Source organism: Pseudoflavonifractor sp. HNCC25GI2, assembly GCF_058136395.1.
Genome location: NZ_JBYUOW010000009.1, coordinates 39202 through 61648, shown reverse-complemented (window position 1 = coordinate 61648; position 22447 = coordinate 39202). Strand labels below are relative to the sequence as shown.

At 59.0% G+C, this 22447-nt stretch carries 12 protein-coding genes and 3 riboswitches; of the genes, 11 read left to right on the top strand and 1 reads right to left on the bottom strand.

Annotated elements, in window-relative coordinates; genetic code table 11:
• Nucleotides 1–275 precede the first annotated feature (275 nt).
• Nucleotides 276–1532: a dicarboxylate/amino acid:cation symporter gene (locus AC3YUO_RS10915; protein ID WP_489963064.1), complete on the top strand. Its 1257-nt coding sequence runs from the start codon at nt 276–278 to the stop codon at nt 1530–1532.
• Between the two features lie 231 nt (nt 1533–1763).
• Here the strand turns inward: AC3YUO_RS10915 and AC3YUO_RS10910 are convergent, their stop codons facing one another.
• A complete protein-coding gene (locus AC3YUO_RS10910; protein WP_489963063.1) occupies nt 1764–2366 on the bottom strand; it encodes a TetR/AcrR family transcriptional regulator in 603 nt (200 codons plus the stop codon).
• Between the two features lie 186 nt (nt 2367–2552).
• Between AC3YUO_RS10910 and AC3YUO_RS10905 the strand changes: the two genes are divergently transcribed.
• The 10 genes from AC3YUO_RS10905 (at nt 2553) to AC3YUO_RS10860 (ending at nt 21953) form a co-directional block, all read left to right on the top strand.
• Complete coding sequence (locus AC3YUO_RS10905; protein WP_489963062.1) at nt 2553–3254, top strand: ABC transporter ATP-binding protein; 702 nt, start codon at nt 2553–2555, stop codon at nt 3252–3254.
• Nucleotides 3255–3704: 450 nt separating this feature from the next.
• Complete coding sequence (locus AC3YUO_RS10900) at nt 3705–7814, top strand: FtsX-like permease family protein (protein ID WP_489963061.1); 4110 nt, start codon at nt 3705–3707, stop codon at nt 7812–7814.
• Between the two features lie 556 nt (nt 7815–8370).
• The gene (locus tag AC3YUO_RS10895) at nt 8371–8949 is read left to right on the top strand and encodes a xanthine phosphoribosyltransferase (protein WP_489963060.1); all 579 of its coding nucleotides are present in this window, start codon (nt 8371–8373) and stop codon (nt 8947–8949) included.
• Nucleotides 8950–9269: 320 nt separating this feature from the next.
• Nucleotides 9270–10559 carry a BMP family ABC transporter substrate-binding protein gene (locus AC3YUO_RS10890; RefSeq protein WP_489963059.1) on the top strand — a complete coding sequence of 430 codons (1290 nt, stop codon included), beginning with the start codon at nt 9270–9272 and terminating at the stop codon, nt 10557–10559.
• A gap of 404 nt (nt 10560–10963) precedes the next feature.
• Nucleotides 10964–12541, top strand: coding sequence for an ABC transporter ATP-binding protein (locus AC3YUO_RS10885; protein WP_489963058.1), 1578 nt, complete (start codon nt 10964–10966; stop codon nt 12539–12541).
• Entirely contained in the window at nt 12538–13662 is a 1125-nt protein-coding gene (locus tag AC3YUO_RS10880) for an ABC transporter permease (protein WP_489963057.1), read from the top strand. The genes AC3YUO_RS10885 and AC3YUO_RS10880 overlap by 4 nt, the downstream gene beginning before the upstream one ends.
• Nucleotides 13659–14660 (top strand): ABC transporter permease, encoded by a 1002-nt coding sequence (locus AC3YUO_RS10875; protein WP_489963056.1) that lies wholly within the window; start codon nt 13659–13661, stop codon nt 14658–14660. The genes AC3YUO_RS10880 and AC3YUO_RS10875 overlap by 4 nt, the downstream gene beginning before the upstream one ends.
• A gap of 111 nt (nt 14661–14771) precedes the next feature.
• On the top strand, nt 14772–14966 hold the full coding sequence (locus AC3YUO_RS10870) for a hypothetical protein (RefSeq protein ID WP_489963055.1): 195 nt from the start codon (nt 14772–14774) through the stop codon (nt 14964–14966).
• Nucleotides 14964–15085, top strand: a riboswitch (cyclic di-GMP riboswitch). (Overlaps the previous gene by 3 nt.)
• 36 nt (nt 15086–15121) lie before the next feature.
• Complete coding sequence (locus AC3YUO_RS10865; protein WP_489963054.1) at nt 15122–17938, top strand: LPXTG cell wall anchor domain-containing protein; 2817 nt, start codon at nt 15122–15124, stop codon at nt 17936–17938.
• Between the two features lie 314 nt (nt 17939–18252).
• A riboswitch (cyclic di-GMP riboswitch) is annotated at nt 18253–18374 on the top strand.
• Between the two features lie 654 nt (nt 18375–19028).
• On the top strand, nt 19029–21953 hold the full coding sequence (locus AC3YUO_RS10860; RefSeq protein ID WP_489963053.1) for a leucine-rich repeat protein: 2925 nt from the start codon (nt 19029–19031) through the stop codon (nt 21951–21953).
• Between the two features lie 351 nt (nt 21954–22304).
• A riboswitch (cyclic di-GMP riboswitch) is annotated at nt 22305–22420 on the top strand.
• The last annotated feature ends 27 nt before the right edge of the window (nt 22421–22447 follow it).

Here is a 22447-nt window from a genome sequence, read left to right as displayed (position 1 = left end):
CATATTATGGAAAATAAACGGTCGAAATGCGGGAGAACTGAAAAATATTTCCCGGGAAGTGGGAGGGGGCTGAAAAAAGGGAAGCGGAGGCGGATTTTGAATGATGAAAAAAAGAAAGTTGCAAATTGGCTTGTAAAAGGAGGGGGCGGCATAGTATAATAGCGGCAGAGATGGAATGGAGAAAAACCCCGGGGGTGCCCGGAGGGGAGGATGGCCGGACGCCGTCCTAGTGACACGGACCCGAGGGGGTCCGGAGCTGAGGAAGGAGAGATTTTATGAATAAGAAAAAGCTGCCGCTGGCTCTGTGGATCTTTGTGGGTCTGGTCGTGGGCATCGTGGCAGGCCTGCTGCTGATGAACGCCAATATTGGCGGCATGGCAGGCAAGGACTTTGCGTTGGGTTACATCAAGCCGTGGGGCGACATCTTCCTAAACCTTCTGAAGTTTGTGGTGGTGCCCATCGTTCTGTTCTCCATCGCGTCGGGCGTTATCTCCATGCAGGATATCAGTAAGGTCAGTGCGGTGGGCGGAAAGACCGTGGTCTACTACATGTCTACCACCGCCTTCGCCGTGGTGCTGGCTCTGATTCTGGCCTCGGTGGCCAAGGGCATCGGCCTGTTCGCGGCGCTGAAAACCAGCGGCCTGGAGTACACCCCTCCCGAGGGCCAGAGCATCATGACCACCATTGTGAATATCTTCCCCTCCAACGCCATTACTCCTCTGGCGGACGCCGTGATGCTGCAGGTGATTGTCATCTCCCTGCTGCTGGGCTTCGGCGTGATGCTGGCCGGGGACAAGGGCCTGGTGGCCGCTCAGGTCATCGACAGCTTCAACGAGGTCTTTATGAAGATTATGGACCTCATCATCAAGCTCTCCCCTGTGGGCGTGGCCTGCCTCATCTGCCCGGTGGTGGCGGAGAACGGCCCCAAGATCCTGCGGGACCTGGTAGCTGTGCTGGTGGTTGCCTATGTGGGTTACTTCCTCCACGCAGTAATTGTCTATTCCACAACGGTAAGGACCATGGCGGGGCTGTCCCCTCTGGCCTTCTTCAAGGGAATGGCTCCGGCCATGATGATGGCCTTCTCCTCGGCCTCCTCCGTGGGCACGCTGCCCTTCAACATGGAGTGCTCCGAGCGGCTGGGCGCCCGGCGTGAGATTACCTCCTTCGTGCTGCCTCTGGGCGCCACCATCAACATGGACGGCACCGCCATCTATCAGGGCGTGTGCGCCGTGTTCATCGCCACCGCCTACGGCATCGACCTGACCGTGGGCCAGATGGTCACCATCGTGCTCACCGCCACCCTGGCCTCCATCGGCACCGCCGGTGTGCCCGGCGCGGGCATGGTTATGCTGGCCATGGTGCTCCAGAGCGTCAACGTCCCCGTGGAGGGCATCGCCCTGGTGGCCGGTATCGACCGCATCTTCGACATGGGCCGTACCACGGTGAACATCACCGGCGACGCCGCCTGTGCCATCATTGTCTCCAAGCTGGAGGACAAGAAGGAAGCCCGGTCCAGAGCCGTGCTGAAATAATCCGTATGTAGAAGCCGGGCGGAGCGCAACGCGCTCCGCCCGGCTTTTCTCTGCAGGGAGGAAACTGTCCCTTCCATCTGCGGCAAAATCTGAAAACAGGGGGCGGCCCTTGAGGCCGCCCCCTATATATATCCCCAACAACCAACCGGGAAAAGGGGAGCAAGGCGAAGCGGCAGCTTCGCAGGAAGTTCTTTGCCCCGCTTTCTTTCAAGAAAGCGGGAAACAAGGGAATCACAGGGAGGTAAGGCCCTGCTGAATGAGCCGCCCGGTAAAGACGGCCATCTCCCTGGCGGGGGGCTGGAGGCCGTTGTGCATCCAGGTCTGGATGAGGCCCACCGTTCCGGAGACCACAAACTCCAGGGCGTAGGCAAAGCCCGCCTCCTCCGTGCCCACGGGGTAAGCGCCCCGCCAGTCCCCGGCGCACTTTTCCCGGATGACGGCGTACAGCCGCTGGAAGAAGGGGTCCTTGGCCTGACCGGTGAGGAGGATGGGGATGAGGTCCCGGTTGTCCTCCACAAAGAGGAAGACCTCCTCCAGCACGGGGGAGAGGTCCCCCTGGAGCTGCTGGGCGGTGTAGCCGGAGAGGAGCTCTCCCAAAGAGTCAAAGAGCTGGGCCTCGCACTGCTCCAGCATGTCGTAGATGTCCTTGTAGTGGGCGTAAAAGGTGCCCCGGTTCACGTCGGCCCGTTCGGTAAGCTCCCGGACGGTGATGGAGCGCAGGTCCTTTTCCCGCAGCAGCTCGGTGAGGGCCTGGCGCAGCTGCGCCTTGGTGCGGCGGACCCGGCGGTCCCGGTCCTGGGCGGCGGGGGCGGACTGGGGACGGGACGGTGCCATGGCGGAGACCTCCCTTCAAAAAATTCACAGAAACTTAACCGGAGATATCGGACAAAAACGGTCGAGTTGTTGGATTTCAGACATACCCGGGGAAATTTGCCCCTTGAGTCTGGCCTGTTCCCCACTATAATATAAAAGAAAGGCGAAATAATCAACACCTGTTTTGTAACAGACAGGAGGATGGATATGGCATACATTGGGCTGGAGCATGTGGTCAAGCGCTATCAGATGGGCGAGGTGACCATCACGGCGGTAAACGACATCACCTTCACCATCGAGAAGGGGGAGTTTGCGGTCATCGTGGGTCCCTCCGGCGCGGGCAAGACCACGGTGCTGAACATCCTGGGGGGGATGGACTCCTGCGACGAGGGGACCATCACCGTGGACGGCCAGCTGGTCAGCGGCTATAACAGCCGGCAGCTCACCACCTACCGCCGCTATGATATCGGCTTTGTGTTCCAGTTCTATAACCTAGTGCAGAACCTCACCGCCCTGGAGAATGTGGAGCTGGCCGCCCAGATTTGTAAGCATCCGCTGCCTGCCCAGCAGGTGCTGGAGAAGGTGGGACTGGGGGACCGGCTCAACAACTTTCCGGCCCAGCTCTCCGGCGGCGAGCAGCAGCGGGTGGCCATCGCCCGGGCCCTGGCCAAGAACCCCAAGCTGCTGCTGTGCGACGAGCCCACCGGCGCTCTGGACTATGTGACGGGCAAGTCCATTCTGAAGCTGCTCCAGGATACCTGTCGCCAGGAGGGGATGACGGTGGTGGTCATCACCCACAACAGCGCCATCGCCCCCATGGCTGATAAGGTCATCCATGTAAAGAACGGCCGGGTGGACCGAATTGACCGAAATGAGACGCCCATCCCTGTGGAACAGATTGAGTGGTAACGCATCCGATACCAACCCCGGAGGGGGAACGACTACCGAACCGCCCCGCGAGGGCTGAACGTTAGGCGCGACAGCTCTTGTAGGAGAGTAAGTTTGTTCAATTAACATAGAGCGGCAGCGGGCGGCGTAAAGAGCGGTATCCTGTCCTTTGCCCGCGCCGGATGGAGATACAAAGCCTCTTGGTGGCTCTCCCGTAAAAGACGTGGGGGGTCCGGGGCGGATGCGGCATAAAAACACGAAGTGTTTTTCCAGACGCATTCCCCCGGCGGCGTTTTGCCTACTTTGCCGACGAGGGCAAAGTAGGTCGCCCGCAGGCGAAATCCTTACTATACGGTTACGCAACCTGATAAAGCGGGAAAATCCTGCCCCACATTAGAATACAAACAACAATATAATTTATCTTTAAAACGAACAGCAATCAAAAATTCCGGGAAAGGAGGGGATTTGCAGATGAAACGAACGGGAAAACGGGCGCCCAACCGACTGCTCACCGACGCCGTGCGGGAGATTATCCGCACCCGCAGCCGCTTCCTTTCACTGATGGTCCTCTCCGCGCTGGCGGTGTGTTTCCTGGCGGGTCTGCGGGCCACCGCGCCGGACATGAAGCTGTCGGCGGACCGGTACTTTGACCAACAGAAGCTGATGGACCTGCGCATCGTGTCCACCCTGGGTCTCACCGAGGAGGACATCGAGGCGTTGGCGGAGGAGCCGGGGGTGGTGACCGCCCGGGGCGCCTATACGGTGGATGCCAGCCTGCCCCTTGAGAACAATGATTATATTGTAAAGGCATTATCCTTGTCGGAAGATGTGAACCTCCCCGCCGTGAAGGAGGGCCGTCTGCCCCAGGCGGCGGACGAGTGCCTGGTGGAGCCCCGGCTGATGACGGAGACGGGGCTGGAGCTGGGGGACCAAATCACCCTGAATACCGGCACGGGGGACTATGAGAATTCCTTGGCGCAGAACACCTTCACCATTGTGGGCACTGCGGACACGCCGCTCTACGTCGGCGTGGAGCGGGGCAGCTCCACCCTGGGCACCGGCAAGGTTTCCGCCTATGTGCTGCTGCCGGAAGAGGCCTTCACCATGGACTATTACACCGACGCCTATCTGGTGATGGAGGGGACGGCGGAGCTGGAGACGTACAGCGACGCCTATGAGGACCTAATGGAGGAGTACACCGCCCAGCTGGAGAAGCTGGGGGAGGTTCGGGCCCCTCTGCGCCGGGAGGGCATCCTGGAGGAGGCCAACGAGAAGCTGTCGGACGCCCAGGCGGAGCTGGATGACGCCAAGGCGGAGGCGGAGGCCGAACTTCAAGACGCGGAAGCGGAGTTGGCCGATGCCCGGAAGGAGCTGGACGACGGCTGGAACGAGTACTATGACGGCCTGGACGAGTATAATGAGGGCCTGCAGGAGCTGAATGAGGAGGTTTCCAAGGCGGAGGCGGAGCTCCGGGACGCGGAAGCGGAGATGGCGGACGGCCGGAAGGAGCTGGATGACGCCAAGCAGAAGCTGGAGGACGCCCGGAAGGAGCTGGACGACGGCTGGGAGGAGTACTATACCAACTACGCCGACTACACCCAGGGCCTGCGGGACTATGAAGAGGGCGTCAAGGAGTACGAGGATGGCAAAAAGAAGTACGAAGACGGCCTGAAAGAGTATGAAGACGGGCTCAAGGAGTATGAGAGCGGCAAAAGAAAGCTCAGCTCCGCCCTGCAAACCCTCAACGAGCAGGAGAGTGTGTATTCCGCCAATCTGGAGCAGTTTAACACCCTTCTGGACACCATTCTGACCCAAAGCGGACTGCCTCTGACCCGGGACGAGCTCATTGCCGCCCTGAAACAGGAGGCGTCCTCGCCCAATCCCGCCCCCGAACCCGACCCGGAGCCCACGCCCGGGGAGGACCAGACCGACCCCGCCCCGGACGCTGAGAGCGCGGCTCCGGCGGCCCGGGAGGGAACCGGAGAATCCGGCGGAAGTGAGGGGGGCGGGGAGACCGCCACCGTTACCCAGGCCGTCAACGGGGTGCTGGGAGGCATGATTGGCCAGCTGGACCAGGGTATTGCCCAGGGCCAGGCCAAGCTCCAGGAGCTCCAGGGGCAGCTGGACGCGGCCAAGCAGGGGGCGGCGGCCCTGGAAGGGCAGATTGCTCAGCTGAAAGAGCAGATTGCCGCCGCCACCGATGAGACGGAAAAGGCGGAGCTGGAGGCGCAGTTGGCCCAGGCCCAGGAGCAGCTGACCGCGACCCAGGGGAATATTACCAAGCTGGAGGCTGGCATTGCCAAGCTGGAAAGCCAAATCAAAGCGCTGGAGACCCAAAAGGCTTCCATTCCCGCCGACAGCATCGCGCTGCTGGCGGCTCAAGCCCAGCTGGAGGCGGGCCGTGCGGCGCTGGACAGCGGCTGGTCCGACTACCGCTGGGGCCAGGCCCAGCTCCGGGACGCCAAGAAGCAGCTGGACGAGGCCAAGGAGGAGCTGGAAGAGGCGGAAAAGGAGCTGGAGAGCGGCAAGCTGGAGATGATGACGGGCAAGTACGAGCTGGACGACGCCCGGTTCCAGCTGGAGGACGCGCTGAAACAGCTCCAGGACGGCGAGAAGGAATACGAAGACGGCCTCCGGGACTATGAGGAAGGGGAGCAGGAGTACGCCGACGGCCTGGCGGAGATCCAGGACGGCTGGAACACCCTGGCCCAGGAGAAGGCGGACGGCGAGGCGGAGCTCCACGACGCGGGGGTCAAGCTGGACGACGCCCTGGCGGAGCTGCGGGACGGCGAAGCCGAGTATGAGGAGGGCTACCAGGAGTACCTGGAGGGCAAGGCGGAGGCGGACGAGAAGATTTCCGACGCCCAGGAGGAGCTGGACAAGGCCCGCCGGGATGTGGAAAGCATTGAGGAGTGTACCTGGTACGTGCTGGACCGGAACACCAACGCCGGCTACGTGAGCTACTCCATGGACGCCGACCGCATGGGCAACCTGGCCAGCGTCTTCCCCCTGATTTTCTTCCTGGTGGCAGCCCTGGTGTGCCTCACCACCATGACCCGTATGGTGGAGGAGCAGCGGGTGACCATCGGCGGACTGAAGGCCCTGGGCTACTCCAAGGGGGCCATCGCCGTGAAGTATGTGGGCTACGGCTTCCTGGCCAGCGCCCTGGGTTCCCTGATTGGACTGGCGGTGGGTCTCACCCTGCTGCCCTGGATTATCTGCACCGCCTGGGGCATTATCTACGCCACCGGCGACATCTATTATAGCCTGGAGCCCGCTACCTCCCTCTTTGCCTGCGGCGCGGCGGTGGGGACGGTGACCCTGGCGGCTCTGGGAGCCTGCTTCTCCACCCTGACGGCGGTGCCCGCCCAGCTCATGCGGCCCAAGGCCCCGCCTATGGGGCGGCGGATTCTGCTGGAGCGGATCGGCCCCCTGTGGCGGCGGCTGTCCTTCAACTATAAGGTGACCCTGCGGAACCTGTTCCGGTACCAGAAGCGGTTCTGGATGACGGTGGCGGGCATCGGCGGCTGCGCGGCCCTCATCGTTACCGCCTTCGGCCTGCGGGACTCCATTCTGGACATTATGGACATCCAGTACGACGAGATTTACCGCTACACCGCCCAGGTGGGGCTGGTGGACAAGGTGACCACCGGCGAGCTGGGAGAGGTGGAGGCGATGCTGGAGCAGAGCGGTCTGGTGACGGACTTTGCCCCCTGCCGCTCCGAGACGGTGACCGCCCGCACCGATGCGTACAGCGTGGACGCCACCCTCCAGACCACCGCCAGCCAGGAGGAGCTGGAGCGCTTTGTAAATCTGCGCCACCGCACCAGCTCAGAGCCGGTGACGCTGCCCGACGACGGGGTGGTGCTCACCGAGAAGCTGGCAAAGCTGCTGGACGTGGGGGTGGGGGACACCATCACCCTGGAGGGGGACAAGACGGTGACCGCCCGGGTGGCCGACATCACCGAGCACTACATCCAGCACAGTGTCTACATCACGGATGCTTACTACCAGACCCTTTTCGGCCAGGCGCCGGAGGACAACACGGTGCTCATGGACTACGACCCCGAGGCGGAGGGAGCGGACCAGCTGGCCTCCGACCTGGTGGCACTGGACGGGGTGACCACCGTGTCCCTCAACGAGGACACCCGGCGCACCTACTCCTCCAGTCTGGAGAGTGTGGACTACGCGGTGATTCTGATTATTGTGTGCGCCGCGGCCCTGGCCTTTGTGGTGCTCTACAACCTCACCAACATCAACATCACCGAGCGCATGCGGGAGATGGCCACCCTGAAGGTGCTGGGCTTCTATGACCGGGAGCTGTCCGCCTATATCTACCGGGAGAATGTGATTCTCACGGTGTTCGGCGTGGCCATGGGCATGCTCATGGGCAAGGCTCTGCACCAGTGGCTCATCCTCACGGTGGAAATTGACCTTTTAATGTTTGGCCGGGTGCTGCAGTGGAAGAGCTACGCCTGGGCGACTGCCCTGACGGTGGTGTTCTCCCTGCTGGTCAATCTGGCCGCCCACCGGAAGCTGAAAAAGCTGGACATGGTGGAGTCCCTGAAAACCGTGGAGTAGGGGAGCGGGACTTCAAAGCACAACCCCCTGCGGAGGGCGGCGCTCAGCCGCCCTCCGCTTTCTTCGCTTTCTTGAAAGAAAGCTTGGCAAAGAACTTTCTGCGAAACTTCGTTTCGCCTCTGCGCCCGTAAGGAAAGGCTGGAACAGATGTGGCCTTTCCCCTCGCCTTCGGGTTTTCCGCATTTTTGTAGAGGTGGGATATGATCCCGCACGCCGCATCCGGTATTCCGCTTCCGTAGGGGCGGATACCATCCGCCCGCTCTGACAGGTTTTAGAAAAGGACGTGAGGATTTTGCCCGCAGGAAAAACCTTCAAAACGGCTATCCTATCCGCGGACCATTCACCGAATTTTTTAAAACAGCTGTTTTCTCTGACCAGAGTGTTGAAGGGCAGGCGGTGGGGCGAAAAAATTTTTGTGTGGGATGCTGGAAAGAATTTTGAAAAAAGGATTGCAGGCGGGGTAAAATTCCTGTAAAATGGTACCGTATCGACATAATCTGCGTGGCCCGTATTTCCGGGCCACTGTCATTTTCTTCAGAAAGGCGGAGAGAGCGGCATGGAGCTTCTGAAGCAGCGCATTCGCACGGACGGCACGGTGAAGGGCACTGATGTGCTGAAGGTGGACAGTTTTTTGAATCATCAGATGGATGTGGAGCTCTTTGCGGAGATCGGCAAGGAGTTTCTGCGCCGGTTTGAGGGCTGCGGCGTGAACAAGATTTTGACCATCGAGGCTTCTGGCATCGGGATCGCTTGTGTCACGGCGCAGTTTTTTCACTGCCCGGTGATTTTCGCCAAGAAGAGCCAGTCCAAGAACATTGACGGGGCGGTGTACTCCACCAAGGTGGAGTCCTTCACCCACGGCCGCATCTACGACGTCATTGTGTCCAAGAAATTCCTGGGCCCGGGGGACAAGGTGCTGATCATCGATGATTTCCTGGCCAACGGCGCGGCTCTGGAGGGACTCATCGACCTGGTGCACCAGTCCGGGGCTCAGCTGGCCGGAGCGGGCATCGTCATTGAGAAGGCCTTCCAGCCCGGCGGCGACCGTCTGCGCGCCCAGGGTATCCGGGTGGAATCCCTGGCCCGGATTAAATCCATGAACGAGGAAACCGGCGTGGAGTTTGTGGAGGAATAAGAAAGAACACCGCTTCCCGCCAGGGATTCCACGGGGCCCCATCGGGAGATGGGGCGGCCGACAGGCCGTAAATCCGACGGGCAGAGCCCGGAGGATTCCGGAGGGCGGAATTCACTTCCGCCCGAGGATTTAAAAGAACGGGTCCCCACAGACGGGGAAGCCCGGCTGTGGGAAATCTCTGGCACGGATCAAATCCATGAACGAGGAAACCGGCGTGGAGTTTGTGGACTGAGTCCACGGGAAAATGTGGTTAAAACCGGGAAAAACGGTTTTAATATAGAATGAAAGCCATTCAGACTTTTTAAGGAGGACAACGAGAAATGAAGAAGTTTCTTGCCATGGCTCTGGCCGTGGCCATGACCCTGTCTCTGGCCGCCTGCGGCAGCAGCAACAGCTCCAGCAGCAGCGCTGGTTCCAACACCGGTTCCAACAGCTCCGCCAGCAGCAGCCAGACCACCAATGTCTCTGACTTCAAGGTGGGTGCCATTTATATCAATGGCCAGAACGACACCGCCGGCTACACCTATCAGCACCACAAGGGCATCACCACCGCCATGGAGAACCTGGGCATGGATCCTGCCACCCAGCTGCTCATCGTGGACCAGGTGGCTGAGAACGACACCGACGTGTCCAACGCCATCGACACTCTGGCCAGCCAGGGCTGCCAGATGATCATCGGCATCTCCTTCGGCTATCTGAACGCCATGGATGCCGCTGCCGCCAAGCCTGAGTACTCCGACATCATCTTTACTCACGCCACCGGCTACCTGAGCAACCCCGACAACTTCAACAACTACTTCGGCCGCATCTACCAGGCCCGCTACCTCACCGGCATCGCCGCCGGCCTGAAGAGCCTGGAGACCGGCAACAACTCCCTGGGCTATGTGGCCGCCTACAACCTGGAGTATGCTGAGACTTGCTCCGGCATCAACGCCTTTGCTCTGGGCGTCCAGGCTGTCAACCCCGACGCCACTGTTACCGTGAAGACCCTGAACACCTGGGGCGACGAGACCCTGGAGCGCCAGACCGCTCAGGCCCTCATTGACGCCGGCTGCGGTGTCATCGCCCAGCACTGTGACTCCGCTCAGCCCCAGCTGGCTGCCCAGGAGGCCGGTGTGTTCGGCTGCGGCTACAACTCCGACATGACCGAGCAGGCCCCCAACGCCCACATCACCGCCGCCATCTGGCACTGGGATGTGTACTACCAGGCTGCAATCGAGGCCGCCATGCAGGGCAAGGAGCACTTCATGGAGACCATGGGTGAGGCCTACTACGCCGGCCTGGCTGAGGGCATGGTGGACATCAGCCCCATCAACGAGGCCGTTGCCGCTCCTGGCACCGACGCCGCCATCGAGGCTGTTCGTGAGCTCATCGTCTCCGGTGAGTGGGACGTGTTCTCCGGCGTGAAGCTGAACATCACCGTCAATGAGGACGGCACCGTCAACGTGGAGCAGGTGGACGCTCCTCTCATGTGCAACGGCTACGAGCTGGTGGACGGCGAGATGGTTGAGCGCGATCCTGAGGTGGTTCCTGCCGGCGGTCCCAGCGTGGACGACGCTGTCATCAAGGGCAGCATGAACTACAATGTGGAGGGCGTCGTGGTCGGCTAAGACCCGCACCCCAAACACCTGACACAGACCCAACTCCGGGCCGGCCGGGAGACCGGCCGGCCCGGAAACCGTTTTGCTGAGGGGAGATGTGCGCAATCCGTCCTCCGCAAAGCGGTGTAAACCACAAGCGGCGGGCGGATGCTATCCGCCCCTACGGAGTTACCGCAACCCAATGTCCGCCCTTACGGAATACTGCCAGGCGGGCTGCTGCCTGGTTCTCATTACAAAAAACCACCAGGCGGGCGCAGAGGCGAAGCGAAGCTTCGCACAAAGTTCTTTGCCAAGCTTTCTTTCAAGAAAGCTTGCGGGGGATAGGAGAGAGCGGACAGAAGGACATGTCCGTTGTCTCCTGTTTCCCGGGGCCGGAGACGGCCGCGGAAGGAAAAGAAAAAGGAGGGAATTCCATGGCGGAGCAGTACGCCATTGAGATGCGGGGCATCACCAAGGCCTTCGGCAGCGTGGTGGCCAACCACAACGTGGAGCTGAAGGTGCGCCAGGGGGAGATTCTGGCCCTGCTGGGTGAGAACGGCTCGGGCAAGACCACCCTGATGAACATGCTCTCGGGCATCTACCGTCCGGACGCGGGTGAGATTCTGGTGGACGGCAAGCCGGTGTCCATCCAGTCCCCGGAGGACGCCAAGCGGCTGGGCATCGGCATGGTGCACCAGCACTTCAAGCTGGTGGACGTGTTTTCGGCGGCGGACAACATCTGGATGGGCAGCCAGGAGAAGGATTTTCTGCTGCACAAGAGCCGCTACGACCGCATCCGCAAGGTGACGGAGAAGTTCGGCTTTGATGTGGACCCGGAGAAAAAGGTCTACAACATGGCCGTCAGCGAGAAGCAGACCCTGGAGATTGTGAAGGTGCTCTACTACGGGGCCAAGGTCATCATTCTGGACGAGCCCACCGCCGTTCTGACGGTGCAGGAGACCCGGAAGCTCTTCGACGTGCTCCGCCGGATGAAGGCGGAGGGCCACGCCGTCATCATCATCACCCACAAGCTCAACGAGGTGCTGGAGATCTCCGACCGGGTAGCCATCCTCCGCAAGGGCGAGTACATCACCACCGTGGACACCGCCGACACCAACGAGCAGGCGCTCACCGAGTGGATGGTGGGCCGGAAGGTGGACCTGAACATCCAGCGGCCCCAGGTGGAGAAGACCCGGCCCCTGCTGGAGATCCGGGACCTGACCATCAAGAACGACGAGGGCGCCGTAGCCATCGACAAGGTGAACTTCTACATCCGCGGCGGCGAGATTCTGGGCGTGGCGGGCATCGCCGGCTGCGGCCAGAAGGAGCTGTGCGAGGCCATCGCGGGCCTGCGCCCCATCCAGTCCGGCCAGATGATCCACAAGGGCGAGAACATCGTGGGCCTTTCCCCCAAGGCCATTCTGGACAAGGGCATCTCCATGTCCTTCATCCCCGAGGACCGGCTGGGCATGGGCCTGGCACCCTCCCTGTCCATCATCGACAACATGCTCCTGAAGAGCTACCGGGATGGAAAGGGCATCTTCGTGGACCGGAAGCGGGGCCGGGAGGAGGCCGAGACGGTTATCCGGGAGCTGGGTGTGGTCACCCCCTCGGCGGAGACCCCGGTGCGCCGTCTGTCCGGCGGCAACGTGCAGAAGGTGCTGCTGGGCCGGGAAATCAAGGCCGGCCCCAACGTACTGGTCACCGCCTACCCGGTGCGGGGCCTGGACATCAACTCCTCCTACGCCATCTACGACATCCTCAACCGCCAGAAGAAGGACGGGGTGGGTATCCTGTTCGTGGGCGAGGACCTGGACGTGATGATGGCCCTGTGCGATAAGATTATGGTGCTGTGCCACGGCCGGCTCATGGGCGTGGTCCACGCCCACAAGACCACCAAGGAGGAGCTTGGCCTGATGATGACGGGCGCCCTGGACCTCACCGGGGACGAGGCCCGCCACGCCAAGGGCATCGCCAAGGACACCCGCTTTGGAGAGGAGGCCGGAGAATGAAACCGAAACAGCCGCTTTTTCATGTGGTGAAGCGGGACCATGTGAGCCGCAGCCAGCTGGTGCTGGCCTACGTGCTGGCCGTGGTCATCGCCGTGGCGGTGGGCGCCGTGCTGCTCACCGTGATGGGGGTCCCCTTCGGGGCCTTCTACCAGAAGATGTTCACCCTGGGCCTTCTGGACAACAAGTTCGCCTATAAGAATGTGGAGAACTTTATCAAGCTTTTCGTGCCCCTGCTCATCACCTCTCTGGCCCTGGCGCTGGCCTTCCGCATGCGCTTCTGGAACATCGGCGGCGAGGGTCAGTTCACCCTGGGTGCCCTGTGCGCCGGCGCGGTGGCCATGCAGCTGGGGGACAGCCTGCCCCGCATCGTGGTGCTGCTGCTCATGGCCCTGGCCGGCATGGTGGGCGGCGGCCTCTATGGCGTCATCGCCGCCGTTCTGAAGGTGCGCTACGGCACCAACGAGACCCTGCTCACCCTGATGTTCAACTACATGGCCCTCTATCTGCTGGCCTTCTTCGGCGAGACCCGGGGCGCCTGGAACTTCTTCCTGGACCCCCAGTCTCCCCGCCCCCGGTTCCAGACCTTCCCCGCCAATGCCCAGATGCTCACCATCCCCATCGGCCCCTTCTCTCTGAATGTGAGCCTGCTGGTGGCCCTGGCCCTGTGCGCGGGTATCTTCGTGTACCTCAAGTACACCAAGCAGGGCTATGAGATTGCCGTGGTGGGCGACAGCCCCAACACCGCCAAGTACGCCGGCATGAAGGTGGGCGCCATCGTCATCCGCACCGTCTTTATTTCCGCCGCCCTTATTGGCCTGGCGGGCGCCTTCTGCGTCTCCTCCGCCGGGGTGCTGTCCACCTCCCTCACCAATGACGTGGGCTGGACGGGCATCATCGTGGCCTGGCTTGCCAAGCTGAACGTGGCGGGCATCCTGGTGGCTTCCGCCCTCATCACCGTGCTGCAGTACGGCGCCCAGGCGGCCAGCGTCACCTACTCCAGCGTGGACGCCAACTTTGCCGACCTGCTCCAGGGCATGATCCTCTTCGCGGTGCTGGCGGCAGACTTCTTTACCCGCTTTAAACTGGCGCGCAGCGCCCACTCCGGGGAGGTGGCAAAATGAACGATACCAGCGCGGCCAGCATTCTGGTCCTGTTTCTGTTCAACATCATTGTCTATAACATCCCCCTGCTCTACGGCACGGTGGGCGAGATTATCACCGAGAAGGCGGGCAGCCTGAACCTGGGCGTGGAGGGCACCATGGCCGTGGGCGCCATGTTCGGCTACCTGGCCGGAGCCTGGACGGACAACATCCTGGTGGGCCTTGTGGTGTCCTTCCTCACCGCCGCCCTGTGCGGACTGCTGTTCGCCGTCCTCACTGTCTCCCTTCAGGCCAACCAGAACGTCACGGGCCTCACCATCACCACCTTCGGCGTGGGCCTCTACTTCTTCATCGGCAAGGGCGTGGGCCAGAACTGGCCCACCATGCAGCAGGCCCCCGGCCTGTCCGCCGCCTTCGGAGAAATCCACATTCCGGTGCTCTCCGACCTGCCGGTGGTGGGCAAGGTGTTCTTCTCCCACAACCCCCTGGTCTACCTGGGCCTGGCCATCGCGGTGCTGGCCTGGTGGTACCTGTCCTGCACCCGCATGGGCCTGAAGCTGCGGGCCGTGGGCGAGAACCCCGGCGCCGCCGACTCGGTGGGCGTCAACATCCTGCTCTATAAGTACCTGAACCTGATGCTGGGCTCGGGCATTATGGGCCTGGGCGGCTTCTACATGGCCCTCAACATGAGCGGCTCCTTCGAGGGATCCAACTGCTGGGTCAACGGCTACGGCTGGATTGCCATCGCCCTGGTTATCTTCGCCAACTGGAACCCCCTGTACGCCATCCTGGGCACCGTGGTCTTCGGCTTCTTCAACACCCTCCAGGTGTATGCCGGAACCCTGGCCTCGGCCTTCCCCGACGGGCTGGGCTGGCTCAACGCCGTTCCGCCCCACCTCTTCAAGGCCCTGCCCTTTATCATCACCGCCATCGTGCTGGTGGTTTCCTCCATCCGCAGCAAAGAGGGCAGCGGCCAGCCCGCCGCCCTGGGCCTCAACTACTTCCGGGAGGAGCGGTAAGCTCCGCCGGACCGCATCCTTCGCCGTCCCCCGTCCGGGGGACGGCTTTTTTTATACCTTCTGCAGGCGTCGGATCCCTGATGGGAAGTGCGACAAAAAATTTTTAAAAGAATGAAAGAGAAAATTCAAGATGTAACCGCTTTTGTAACCGAGGGGTGCTATAATAAGGCTACAAAACGCAATATGGGCGATCATTTTGCGTGTGTGAGAGGGAAAACCGGAGAAAAGCCAATATTGGCTTTTGCTTTGTTGAAAACAAAGCAAGGGAACTCTCAAAACAGCATGCGGAGGAATTCCGCAGAATAGATGCAGGGGCAAACCGTCTGAAAGGGCGGGACGCAAAGCCAGGGAGCTAAAGCGGAGCCGGGCAGAGGGACGAGCAGGCCGTCCCAATCCCGAGCCGCCAGGCCGGCCCAGCTGCCATGTATTCGATCTTCAGATTTTAGAAAGGAGAACGAAAAATGGCGACAAGAAAACGACTGCAAAAACTGTTTGCGCTGCTGTTGGTGCTCAGCATGACCATGGGTATGCTGAATATCACGGCCTTTGCGGCAGGAGGGGATGGGGAAGATCATTCCCACAACGCAATTATCTGCGAGACCTGCGGGGGCGATCACGAGGTTGAGGTGACTGTGCCCTGCTCCGCCTGCGGCGGGACCGGAAACGTGGACGGCTCCGCTGAGGAAACCTGCGGGAGCTGTAACGGTACGGGTGAGCGCCAAGAGGCTCAGGAGTGTGTGGACTGTATTGATGGTTATACCTCCTGTATCGGTGAGTTTGCGGGTGAGGTGACCACGGCCGCTACTTGCGTAGCTGCTGGTGTTATGACTTATACCTGTGAAACCTGCCAAGCCAGCTACACGGAGGAAATTCCTGTGGATGCTGCCGCCCATCAGTGGGGCGAACCTGTGGCCCTGGAGGGGAAGGTGCCCACCTGTGTCGACGATGGAGAGGGCACCCGCACCTGTGTTCTTTGTGAGGTACAGGAAAATGTAGTGATGCCCGCCACTGGCCAGCACACTTATGGCGATGATCTGAAGTGCACTGTCTGTGGTGCTGTCAAGCCCGGCGAGGAACCGGAGGAAATGACGCAGGAAAGCCTCCAAAAGGCTATTGACGAAGTTGAGACCGGCGGTACCGTTACCTTGACGGGCAATGTGACCCTGACCAGCACCATCAACATCAGTAAGAGCTTGGTGCTGGACCTGAATGGCTTTAGCCTGGAGGGTAGTGTTGAACGTTTGCTGATCATCAATAGCCAGGACGGCGCTTCGATGGACGTGACTGTTAAAGGGGGCACCTTGGACGGAAGCAAAGGCACCGATCTGGTCGATCATAATACCTACGGCGGTGCTATTTACTGCACTGCCGGCAAGAGCAGCATTCTAAGGCTCATTGATTGTGTCTTTGTAAATAATGCTGCGGGTATCGGCAGTGCTCTGTGGACGAATGGCTCTCTCTATATGGAGGGGTGCATCCTTAAAAATAATATAGGCGTCTCTACTGGCACCAACTACGGATCTGCTGTGGCAGTAAAGGGTCCCACCACCACTGAGGGTGCCGATGCGCCCAAAATCCCCTTTGTCACCATTACTGGTTGTACCTTTGAGGCCAACGGTTGGGATACCGCCAGTACGCTGGGAGGCGCTGTGTACCTGTTGGGGGTGGATACCGCCGTGGTGAGTGATAGTTCCTTTACTGCCAACCAGGGTGGTACCGGCGGTGCTGTATATTGCAGCAATAGTAATTCTTTCTCCGTTACCGACTCGGAGTTTAACGGCAATACCAGCGTCGCTGGTACCGGCGGCGGTGCAGTATATGTGGATAATACCAAGAATCTGAACTTTGACGGCTGCACCTTTACCGATAACACTGCTATCTCTATGGGCGGTGCCATTTGTTCTGGCCTCCAGAACAACTTGACTGTCTCTGACTGCACCTTTACCGGAAATAACACTAACAGCAACGGCGGCGCGATTTCTCACCAAAGCGGCCCGGCTGCCATCTCCGACAGTATCTTCTCTGGCAATACCGCCGGCATTATGGGCGGCGCGATCCTGGTGGCTGATACCTTTGCTAAGAGTACTACCTTGATGCTTGAGAGATGCACCATCGAGGACAGTGTTGGCGGCTATGGTGGCGCGCTGGCTATTCAAGGTATCAAGGGCAGCTATGTGGTACCCGCCACTGTGGACGGTGAGACCACCATTACCAACAGTACTGCCACCGTGTACGGTGGTGCTGTTTACGCGGCCTATATGGACCTGGACCTGGGCGCCGATATCACTGGTGCTACCAGCCCCAGCTACGGTGGCGCAGTGTATGCCTACTTGGGTGACCTGAATGTAACGGGAAATATTACCGGCGCCGTGGGTGCCAACTACGGCGGAGCCATCTATGCCAATCAGGCCAACGTGACAGTTGCCAGCACCATTACCGGCAACAGCGTGACCCTGCACAGCACCGGCGTCAACGGCTACGGCGGCGGCATTGCCAGCCTGTATGGAACCCTGACCCTGGGTGAGGGCGCGGCCGTTTACAATAATACCGCTGCCGGGGCCGGCGATGACATTTATAGTATGGGCATGGAGGGTTATCCCAATGTGCTTAATTTGGTACCCGCTGGAGAGATGTCTGGTGACCTGTTGCTGGCCGACGGCGAAAAGATCACCGGCTGGTATCTGGACGGTCTCAAGGGCGCGGACAGCACGAAGCGCTGGAGTGTTGATAGCTACTATACACAGTATACTCCTGTAAAAGATGAAACTGTAAACCTGGCGCTTAAGGCGGCTCATGGAGCGATCAGCAGTGGCGGCGGCGGAAGCAGCTACGACTACTACACTGTGACCGTCAACTACCTGGACAAGGACAGCGGCGAGAAGATTGCCCAGTCCTATGTCAGCGGTTCCATCCGTGAGGGCCGCAGCTATGATGTGACCGCCTACGATGCCATTGCCGTCGAGGGCTATACCTACGACAGTACCACCGGTGATCCTCTTACCGGCACCATGAACGGCAACAAGGTGATCAACGTCTGGTATGTGGCCGAGGACACGGACATTACCGACCCCGAGGTTCCCGGCGGCGAGCTGCCCGAGAACCCCGACGGTGGGGATGGTACCGATCCCGGTGTGGATATCGAAGACCCCGATGTGCCCGGAGCAGAAGTGCCTGAGACTGGCGATATTTCTGCGCTGTGGCTGGCGCTGAGCGCCCTGTCCGGTACCGGACTGGCCGGCGTCACTCTGCTGGGCCGCAAGAAGCGGGACGAAGAATAATTGTCCCTCAGAAACAAAAAACGCTGGCATCGAAGCCGCACCCCCAGTTAATACTGGGGGTGCGGCTCTTTTGTATCGAGTAAACTGAGCTAGCAGATAAAAAGCTTAAAAAATTTTGAAACATGAATGAGAAAATGACGTTTGTAACCGCTTTTGTAACCAGGGGGTGCTATAATGAGGCTACAAAGCGCAATATGGGAGATCATTTTGCGTGTGTGAGAGGGAAAACCGGAGAAAAGCCAATATTGGCTTTTGCTTTGTTGAAAACAAAGCAAGGGAACTCTCAAAACAGCATGCGGAGGAATTCCGCAGAATAGATGCAGGGGCAAACCGTCTGAAAGGGCGGGACGCAAAGCCAGGGAGCTAAAGCGGAGCCGGGCAGAGGGACGAGCAGGCCGTCCCAATCCCGAGCCGCCAGGCCGGCCCAGCTGCCATGTATTCGATCTTCAGATTTTAGAAAGGAGAACGAAAAATGGCGACAAGAAGACGACTGCAAAAACTGTTTGCACTGCTGCTGGTGCTTAGCATGACCATGGGTATGCTGAACATCACGGCCTTTGCAACGGAAGGTGAACTGATCTGCGATACGCAAGAGCACACCCACACCACGGCGTGCTATCAACGGGACTTGACCTGTGGGCTGGCAGAAGGTGAAGGCAGCCACAGTCATACCGACGCCTGCTCTGGTCTGACCTGCGGGCAGGAGGAAAGCACGGGCCATACCCACAGCGATGCCTGCTATGATGCAGAGAATAACCCGATCTGTGGACTGGCAGAGGGTGAAGGCAGCCACAGCCATACCGACGCCTGCTCTGGTCTGACCTGCGAGCAGGAGGAAAGCGCGGGCCACACCCACACCGACGCCTGCTATACGGAAACACTGGTGTGCAGTCAGGAGGAGCATACCCATAACGAGGCGTGCTATGATGCACAGTCTGGGGTGAGCTCACCGGAGGAGGCAGTGCTTTACCTGGAAGTGGGCAAGACCAAAAGTCTGTCTTCTATGGATTGGGAGTCCGGTTATCTAGCTTCGGAGGTGGAAAACTCGGGATACCAGTCTCAAAGGGAATGGTCGGTAGACGACACGAGTTTGGTCAATGTAACGACTGGCAGCAACGGTAAAATTAAGGGCTTAGCAGCTGGTACCACGAAGTTGACTGGTCTGCGCTATAAAGTGTTGCTTGACGACGGTACCTATGAGTATTACACAAATTATTATAAAATTCCCGGTATTATCGGGGGTGACCCTCAGTATTGGGCGCAGACCTACACTTGGAATCTTACTGTTGTCGAGGGCCACATGTATGAGACCACTGGAGAGACCGAGCCTACCTGTGCCCAGGCTGGCGTCAAAAATCTGATTTGTCGCGCCTGTGGGGAAAAGGCCACGGAATCTATTCCTGCGTTCCACAGTGAGCTTGCAGCAGGGGAAGCTTGTCCTGTCTGTGGCAAGGTGCTGTTTACTTGGGATGAGGAGAGCAAGACCCTGACCTTTACGGCCGATATTCCCACCTATGCCCAAAACACCTATACTACCCGGCCCTACCAGGAATTTGCTGATGAAGCGGAGCGGGTGGTCCTTGCCGATGGCGTGCAGCAGGTGGGTGGCTATGCTTTCGCATATTTTACCGCATTAAAAGCTATAGGTCCGGCAGATACCCTCGAAGGTATCGGTGTTCTTGATGTAAACTCCGTGGGCTATGGGGCCTTCTGGAACGTACATGGTATGACCAGCTACACCTTTACAGAAAATGTTCAGGACATGGATGGTTGCCTCTATAACTGCGGTGAACTGGACAGCGTGACTGTTCACAACACGCCAGTGGCAGATGCCTTTGGGTTCCAGGCTAATGAACCGCTTGCAGGCAGCACATTGGTGACCAATATGGTCATTGATGATCCGGACGGTATCCTGGGGAAGGCCAACATTACCAGCCAGTGGGACGGCATCATCAATCTGACTGTAAATGTAAAGGAGATCCAAGGCCGCGCGAGTTCGGATGATTTAAAGACCCTGGTGGTCACCAACGCGGAACGCATTGGTGATAAGTGGATGTATGATGTTGTGTGGGGCAACAATATATTCCCAAATCTGACCGATATTACTTTGGAAAACGTAGGACTGGTTGGTAAGTATGCGTTTCAGAATACCCCGGTCAAAAACGTGACTCTACGCAACGTCCAGGCCGTCGGCGAGGGCGGATTCTACTACTGCGGCGACCTGGAGAGTGTGACCATCGAGAATGTGGGCCTCATCGATGCCTATACCTTTGACGGCTGCGACTTGCTTACCACTCTGAACGTACCTGACGAAACCAAACTGGGCTACAGCGACATTTTTAACAAAACCGAGTTTGCTTATCTGAAGGACCGTATGTTTGCCATTCTGGACGGACAGTTTGCTCTGAAAGCAACACCCTCTCCTGAGACTTTAACAGTGCCCAGCGGTTGGGAGAGCAGCCACACTGGTCAGGAAAATGCTGCTGCTTTGAACGAGGACCAAGTCACCAAAGCTGCCCGCTGGACGGACGAGGATAAAACCCAGGCAGAAGTAGAGTTCCAGTTCAACTACGCCAAAGACCAGGGTATGGACTTTGTCTTTGTAGTAGATTACTCCGGATCCATGTCCAAGGTCGGCAACTATGCCGCTGCTACTGTGCCTGATGGTAGTGTGGATGACAACTCCCGCTTCTTTGACATGCAGTCCAAGCTGCTGGACGTCAGCGAGCAGCTGTTGAATACGCAGGGCTATGATAACCGGGTGGCCTTTGTTACCTTTGCAACCAATGCTACGGAGTACTTGCATACGCAGAATTTCACTCAGGACTATGACATGGCGGAGAATTTTGTTATGGCGTATCAGCCCTATGGATCTACGAATTACGCCATTGCCCTGGATGCCGCCTATAGCCTGATTGCCAACCGTGAGGATACTTCTCGGGAGGCCGCGGTAATCTTTATCTCCGACGGAAAACCCAACCGAAACTTTGCAGCGAACTCCAGTAACATGGAGAAGATTTTGCCGGAAATTGAAGAATATGCCGATAGAATCAAGAGTATTCAGCAATTTGGCCACGGGACCAAGATCTTTGGTGTTATGCAGTCGGTTCCGGCCAGCGAAGAGGCCGACTGTATCAACGCTATGAAGCGGCTTTGTAGCGACGGTTTGTTCTTCTTGGCCAGCGATACTCAGGAGTTCAGTGATGCCATCAACAATGCAATCGGCGCGTCTTATAACATTTATACCTTGGTGGATACCATTGACCCTGCCTTTACGCTGGATGAGAGCAGCATTACCGTTTCGGCCGGCACCTACCAGGTCGGCGAGGACGCGGATGGAAACACCACGATTACCTGGACCATCACTGGCGTGCCCTACCTGACCCACACCATGAACTACGACCTGATGCTCAATCAGGTGAACGACAGCTACCCCTATGGATCCTTTGATACCAATGAGGGAGACGCTGTTGTGGCGCTGGGTGCTGACAACGTGAATGCAGTCGCTACACCTGTTCTTACCCGGGAGCGTTCTTCTTCCGGTGGCGGCGGCAGCAGCTACGACTATTACAACGTCACGGTCAACTATCTGGATGAGGATGGAAACAGCATTGCCTCCAACCACAGCGAGCGCATCCGTGAGGGCCTGCGCTATGATGTGACCGCTTACGACGCCATTGCCATCGAGGGCTATACCTACGACAGAACTACCGGTGATCCGCTCACCGGCACGATGAACGGCAACAAGGTGATCAACGTCTGGTATGTGGCCGAGGACACGGACATCACTGACCCCGAGGTTCCCGGCGGCGAGACGCCTGAGAATCCTGACGGTGGGGATGGAACCGAGCCTGGCACTGACCCCGGTGTGGACATCGAAGACCCCGATGTGCCCGGAGCAGAGGTGCCTGAGACTGGCGATATCTCTGCCCTGTGGCTGGCGCTGAGCGCCCTGTCCGGTACCGGACTGGCCGGCGTCACTCTGCTGGGCCGCAAGAAGCGGGACGAGGAGTAATTGCTCCGCAGAAGCGGTAAAACCATATCATTAAGACCACACCCCGGCGTTTACCGGGGTGTGGTCTGTTTTTGCGTAAAAAATGCGTAAAATATACAGAAAATGGCAAAAATGCTGAAAAATTTTTAAGAAATTGAACAAGAAAATAAAATTTGTAACCCCTTTTGTAACTCAAAGGTGCTATAATGAAACCCTGAACGCAGGATAGGAATCTTTTGCGTCCAGAGGAGAGAATATGGGCCAAAAAAGGGTGACCCGGAACCGCCTCCGGGAAAAGCCAATATTGGCTTTTTGCTTTGTTTTCAACAAAGCAAGCCTCTCCGAACAAAATGCGGAGGAATTCCGCAGGAATAGATGCAGGGGCAAACCGCTGGAAACGGCGGGACGCAAAGCCAGGGGGCTAAAGCGGAGCGAGCTCATCGGGAGGATGGAGTAAGAGCTGCCGCCAGGCCAGCCCAGCCGCCATGTATTCGATCTTCAGACAAAGGAAAGGA

Excerpts from the sequence above, each read along its gene's own strand:
- AC3YUO_RS10915 (WP_489963064.1), top strand. The coding sequence starts at position 276 with ATGAATAAGAAAAAGCTGCCGCTGGCTCTGTGGATCTTTGTGGGTCTG.
- AC3YUO_RS10910 (WP_489963063.1), bottom strand. The coding sequence starts at position 2,366 with ATGGCACCGTCCCGTCCCCAGTCCGCCCCCGCCGCCCAGGACCGGGAC.
- AC3YUO_RS10905 (WP_489963062.1), top strand. The coding sequence starts at position 2,553 with ATGGCATACATTGGGCTGGAGCATGTGGTCAAGCGCTATCAGATGGGC.
- AC3YUO_RS10900 (WP_489963061.1), top strand. The coding sequence starts at position 3,705 with ATGAAACGAACGGGAAAACGGGCGCCCAACCGACTGCTCACCGACGCC.
- AC3YUO_RS10895 (WP_489963060.1), top strand. The coding sequence starts at position 8,371 with ATGGAGCTTCTGAAGCAGCGCATTCGCACGGACGGCACGGTGAAGGGC.
- AC3YUO_RS10890 (WP_489963059.1), top strand. The coding sequence starts at position 9,270 with ATGAAGAAGTTTCTTGCCATGGCTCTGGCCGTGGCCATGACCCTGTCT.
- AC3YUO_RS10885 (WP_489963058.1), top strand. The coding sequence starts at position 10,964 with ATGGCGGAGCAGTACGCCATTGAGATGCGGGGCATCACCAAGGCCTTC.
- AC3YUO_RS10880 (WP_489963057.1), top strand. The coding sequence starts at position 12,538 with ATGAAACCGAAACAGCCGCTTTTTCATGTGGTGAAGCGGGACCATGTG.
- AC3YUO_RS10875 (WP_489963056.1), top strand. The coding sequence starts at position 13,659 with ATGAACGATACCAGCGCGGCCAGCATTCTGGTCCTGTTTCTGTTCAAC.
- AC3YUO_RS10870 (WP_489963055.1), top strand. The coding sequence starts at position 14,772 with ATGAAAGAGAAAATTCAAGATGTAACCGCTTTTGTAACCGAGGGGTGC.
- AC3YUO_RS10865 (WP_489963054.1), top strand. The coding sequence starts at position 15,122 with ATGGCGACAAGAAAACGACTGCAAAAACTGTTTGCGCTGCTGTTGGTG.